5 protein-coding genes and 1 pseudogene are annotated in these 4,929 nt (G+C 47.1%); 1 reads left to right on the forward strand and 5 read right to left on the reverse strand.

Annotation, left to right across the window (positions count from 1 at the left end):
• Positions 1 to 496: 496 nt before the first annotated feature.
• The 5 genes and pseudogenes from ACFSB2_RS16740 to ACFSB2_RS16760 all read right to left on the reverse strand — a co-directional run bounded on the left by ACFSB2_RS16740 (position 497) and on the right by ACFSB2_RS16760 (position 3,236).
• Positions 497 to 1,021: a hypothetical protein gene (locus ACFSB2_RS16740; RefSeq protein WP_377944254.1), complete on the reverse strand. Its 525-nt coding sequence runs from the start codon at positions 1,019 to 1,021 to the stop codon at positions 497 to 499.
• 340 nt (positions 1,022 to 1,361) lie between these two features.
• A pseudogene (locus ACFSB2_RS16745) lies at positions 1,362 to 1,640 on the reverse strand (relaxase/mobilization nuclease domain-containing protein); the annotation flags it as partial.
• Positions 1,637 to 2,020 (reverse strand): plasmid mobilization protein, encoded by a 384-nt coding sequence (locus ACFSB2_RS16750; protein WP_377944250.1) that lies wholly within the window; start codon positions 2,018 to 2,020, stop codon positions 1,637 to 1,639. The pseudogene ACFSB2_RS16745 and the gene ACFSB2_RS16750, both read right to left, overlap by 4 nt.
• A gap of 380 nt (positions 2,021 to 2,400) precedes the next feature.
• Positions 2,401 to 2,751 carry a helix-turn-helix domain-containing protein gene (locus tag ACFSB2_RS16755; RefSeq protein WP_377944251.1) on the reverse strand — a complete coding sequence of 117 codons (351 nt, stop codon included), beginning with the start codon at positions 2,749 to 2,751 and terminating at the stop codon, positions 2,401 to 2,403.
• 101 nt (positions 2,752 to 2,852) lie between these two features.
• A complete protein-coding gene (locus ACFSB2_RS16760; protein WP_377944252.1) occupies positions 2,853 to 3,236 on the reverse strand; it encodes a type II toxin-antitoxin system RelE/ParE family toxin in 384 nt (127 codons plus the stop codon).
• 297 nt (positions 3,237 to 3,533) lie between these two features.
• On the opposite strand from ACFSB2_RS16760, the gene ACFSB2_RS16765 reads away from it, so the two are divergent.
• A complete protein-coding gene (locus tag ACFSB2_RS16765) occupies positions 3,534 to 4,277 on the forward strand; it encodes a hypothetical protein (protein ID WP_377944253.1) in 744 nt (247 codons plus the stop codon).
• Positions 4,278 to 4,929: the final 652 nt, after the last annotated feature.

Consider the following 4,929-nt stretch of genomic DNA (forward strand, 5'->3'; position numbering starts at 1 on the left):
CCGACGACGGCCGACGGGGCATGGCTCCGAGGTGGTTGATTCAAGGGTGTCTCCTACACTATTTAGAAGGTAGGGTAGGGGACGCTGTGTCTACAACCCAGCTAATCTCCTCAAACCTCCGAACATTCACCAAGGTGGCCAAGGTTAACCCTTGTGTCAAGCGTCCCCAATGAGCTGGTTTGGTTCTTTAGGAGTTATATAAATATATCTATATAAAATTTTTTTAGGAGGAGGAGGCGGGGAGGGTGAATCGGCGAAGCCGAGAGGGAACGAGCGTTAGCGGCTGTTCCCTTGTAGGGGCTGTGGGGCTTGTGGTCAACCCTGGTGTTGGGTTGTCCATCAAACCCACAGCCCGCTTTTCAGCGTTCGAATCCATAATCTCGATATGGTCGTTGTTGAGTTTTCGATTTTTGTTGCCTAGGTTTTATTCTCCGTGGCTGTTGCACTTGAGTTTTTTCGATTTCCTGGCCGATTTTCGCCAATGTATCTAAGATGTCTACGGCCATAGAATCCGCATGATCAGGAAGATGATGAGTCCGCCCATGATGCTCCCCAGGGAGATGGTTCCCACTTTGTAGAGCTTGTGTGAGAGGGGCTCCTTGCTCTTGCTGTGCAGGTTCATGAATCCGTTCAGCAGTTCCTGCTTGAGTTTTTGGACTTCCGTCAAGGCTTGGGTTAATTCCTTTTCCTTGGTCTCTAAGCGTGTGTTGAGGGTTCGATTTTGTGTTTTCAATGTGTCCAGGACTTCCTGAGTGAATTTCTGTTGTCTTTGTTCCAATCCTTTGATTGCGTGGTTTACCTTGTTCAATAGTTCGATCCGCGCTTCGTTGCTCTGTTCGAGATTTTTCGAGACCGTCGTGAATCGATCCTGTACCACGCCTTGATGGCTGCGGATGGTCATTAAGTGGTCCGAGATTTCCGCCAAGTAAGATTCGGTCTCGTTCTGCGATGGTTCCGCGAGCGCGACGGATGTGTCCGTCTTTGGTTGGAGCTGCGCTTTCTCTCTGCTGTTCATATCCACGTTGTAACGCTCCTTTCGAGTAATTTTCTCCGAGCGTGTCGCCTCTGCAGTACCGTTGCTTTTCCGGATGGAGAAAGCTCACGTTTTTGTTTTGGATTTTCATTTCGATGTCGTATGTTTTTTGGAGATATTCTCGCATGTGTTCGAGGGAATCGGTTTGTCTCTTTGCATCGTCAATGGCAGAACGTAGTTCATCCTTCCAGAGCTTTTCTCCACGTTCTACGAGCTTATATTCGGCCATTTTGAAGCGTTCCGGTGCGTTCTTTTCCGTAACGATGCTTAGACCTTGTTCCAGGCAAAGCTCGTCCGATTTTTGCCGGATGTTGTAGAGCTGCGCTCGATCAGAGTGATACTTCATCCCATCTTCAAAGGACACTGAATTGATCACGATATGGTTATGTATGTGTTCTCTGTCGGTGTGTGTGTAGATGAGTGCTTCATAGCCTGGTGCAATCTGCTCGGCGAGCTTTCTGCCAAGCTCATTGGCCTGTTCTTTGGTGACGTTGTCCTCTGGCTTAAAGGACTGGATGACGTGATGGGCTTGCACCCCGTCGTTTTTGTCCCATTCTTCTCGTGTCCACTTGAGTTGTTCGCGGGCATATTCTGGGTCGCAATTCACACCGTCTCGTTCTGTTGCTTTTCGCTCGCAATAGTTGATGAGGCGGTTTGCTTGTTTTGTAGAAGAGAGCTTAATTGTTGCCGTAGCGCATGCAACTCCATTCGGACATCATCGAGCTGGACGACGGTCACCTTCTCTGTGTGCGCTAACTTCGTGAGCTGATTGATGTTGTTGCCGATGGCACGAATCTGGCGCGACAATGCTGTCGCCCCCTCGCGGTCAATGACCGGCGAGTGAACACGCTGCTTTTGTGCCAGTTCGCGGAGGAAGGCCGGTACGGTCATGCCGAGTGCGCGGGCCTTGTGCTCGACGCGCTCGAACTCCTCATCCGACAAACGAATGGGCACCATACGTTTGCGTTTTCGGTTATCGCCAGGCATACGCCCACCCCCTATGTAAGCATAGCATAAAAAGAAGTATCCATGGTAGATGGCAAGCTTCGCCTATGGCTATCCGCCGAGCCGTTTTAGCTTCGCTCAAACGGTCGCCTGGATACCCCTTCGGCCTGCTTGTTGGGCCTGCCGTCCCAAACCCTGCCTGGTGGCTATCGCCCCCAGACCCCTATGGAAACAGAGATGCCATCGAATCGGAAAAATGATTCAATGGCATCTCTGTTTGGGGTAACTGTACCCGTGCTTTAGCGTAGGCAGGTGGTTTGTGTACTGTGCGTGTCATGTTGAAGTAACCGGTTAGAGCCTTGAATTGAATCAAAAGGCTATGGTTTTTCGCTGTCTTTTTCGTTCAAATCTCTCTGATACGATTATACATGAAAAGCTGCTGCCGCTTGCTCATTAGCACCTTCGCGACTTCTAGGTATTAACTCCAACTGCAGATCTAATGCATCTGCTACACGAAACAATGTATCTACACGTGGTACAGAATTCCCCGTCTCCAATCTTGCAATCGCAGATTGTTTTACTCCAGCACGTTGTGCAAGTTCATCTTGGGTCAGGCCCAGTATTTTTCGACGCAAAACCATCGCCGTAATCAATCTAACAAGATGGTCTGTTTCACTCTGCTCTGCCTTGCTATAGAGATCATTACGTACATCATCCCAATGTAGCAGTCCATCAGAACCACGCGTTAATTCCTGCTTTCTCCTTTCGTTCATTTCGAAACCTCCCCGAATCTATATATCGTCGTATCGCGGCCCTCTACATACGTCTCTGAAGAGAACGTTTAGTTTTAGAGAGGGGCATCCCCCTCCCCTAGCTACTGACCGTGGCTCTTCACCCATTGGCTGTATTCTCGCTTCGCCTTTTCGATTTCACGTCTAGGCGTTTTTTGAGTACTCTTCATGAAGTGGTGCAGTAAGACAAAATGACTCCCATTCCACCCTACAAAAAGCACCCGATACCGACCAGGACGTAGCTCCCAAATTGGGCCATCAATATGATCCACATATGGCTTTCCAATACGTGTACCAGCTTGTTTGAGCAACTCCAGATTCAAGTCGATTTGCTTTTTCAATGTGACAGCATCCTTTTTCCCTGCTGCCGCATCTTCTGCAACTTGGGCAAGAAAATCAGCAATTTCACTGTTGCCACGGTCATCCTCGTACAAAACGATATCGTACGATGATCCGCCTTCCCGCATTTTATGCAGTTTTCGTTATAAATTATAACGAAAGTGTTATAAATGGGCAAGAGTCCAATAACGGGTCTGCTCACGGCTCTACCCCCTAGAAGGGAGGGCCCGCCATGGCTTTCGATGTATAACAAAAACAGCCTCTATTGGGGCTGTTTTTGTTTATCACGGAAACCGCAAGTAGTGTTTGTGGTGTTTGAAAATAAAAAATTGACGCTATATATAGCGATTAACTATTGCGAACATACATTCTCATCAGTATAATGTGCATTGGTAATTGATTCCGTTGGATATGGAGATGGTTTATTGAGCAAATTCAGAAGCCGTAAGTCGGTCGTTATCTCTCCTGTAAGTGAATTGAAGGAACCAAAAGAGTACGTAAAGGAAAATCTCGTTCGGTTTAGTCAAGCAAACACTTATGAGGATGCACGTACAGAGTGGAGATTTGTTGAAATCATCGGTTCAGGCTCTGTCGGGTTTACTGACCACTGCGAAATCTGTAACGCACAGCTCCGTAACTTTAATTGTGTAATCCGAAATGAAAACAACGGAAAAATGCTCAAAGTAGGCTCACGCTGCATTCGGCAATTCATCACCTTAATCGGCACCTTTAGTATCGAAGCCACCAATCAGTACATGGATAACGTGGAAAAGGAGTGGGATACACTCCAAACACTACGCAGTATGTATAACGTGGTGGTTAAAGTGGACAAGCCCTTTGCTCGTGAACTCCATAGATTCCACAAAAAACTTACCGAACTCCTACGACAACGAGGTCAATATCCTTTACATGAATCCAGCAAACCGAGAGACATGGAACCAATCCTTAAGAATGTTTTCGGTTTTACTGAATTACCGCCTATTAAAGAACAGCGAAAACTGTTTCAGATTTTATGGGATGTATCGAAGTTGGCAACCATTCGTGAACATAAACGGTTTAGGAACATTGCTTACAAAGAGGGCGAGACCCTCAATAGAAAACGGTCAAGGGTTACACATGATACATTCGCCAGGTCTGAAGCGTACCGACCGGATGGACGATACCGGTGAGGTGGCTGAATGATGGATATAAAGCAGCTCCTACAATAGGGCTGCTTTTGTATTTTTAACAGATTGATTATACCTAAGATAGCGGATCTCCTTGGCATGACAGTAGATGAGGCGGCACAGGCATGCTATAGGTTGGGACTCTACATGCTTGGAGTGAAAAAGGAATCATGCGCACTATCTGAGTAGCACCGTCTGAATAGCATTATTTGAAGGTGACTATCTGAATAGCACTATTTTTAATAGTGCTATTCATAAAATATGGTAATGTTCGTTAATCCCAGTCAGAGCGCGCCCTCCTGCGGTCGAGGAAGAGAGTCGCGGCATAAATCATCCCGCGACTCTCTTCCTCGACCGCATTCCCCCCAAAAACATGGGGGGAATGGGACGGCAGGAGGGCTGGGGTGGGAAATATAGGGGGTCAGGAGATAAAGGATTAGGGATGAAGATATAAAGATTAAAAGGATTAAAAGGAGCAAAAGAGCAAGCGTGCTTCATTACACGGTTAGTATGATTGGCTTTTTGAGTTAAGGATACTGTGACGTAAGAATCGCCTTGTAACCCCTTTGGTGACAAGGGATTACGGCTGTCAGTTGAATCATACACAATTCATTTTTGTTTCTTTTGACGCCTACTTCCTTTACGGTGGAGGCGG

The sequence above is a fragment of the Alicyclobacillus fodiniaquatilis genome (assembly GCF_042678105.1).
Taxonomy (GTDB): domain Bacteria; phylum Bacillota; class Bacilli; order Alicyclobacillales; family Alicyclobacillaceae; genus Alicyclobacillus; species Alicyclobacillus fodiniaquatilis.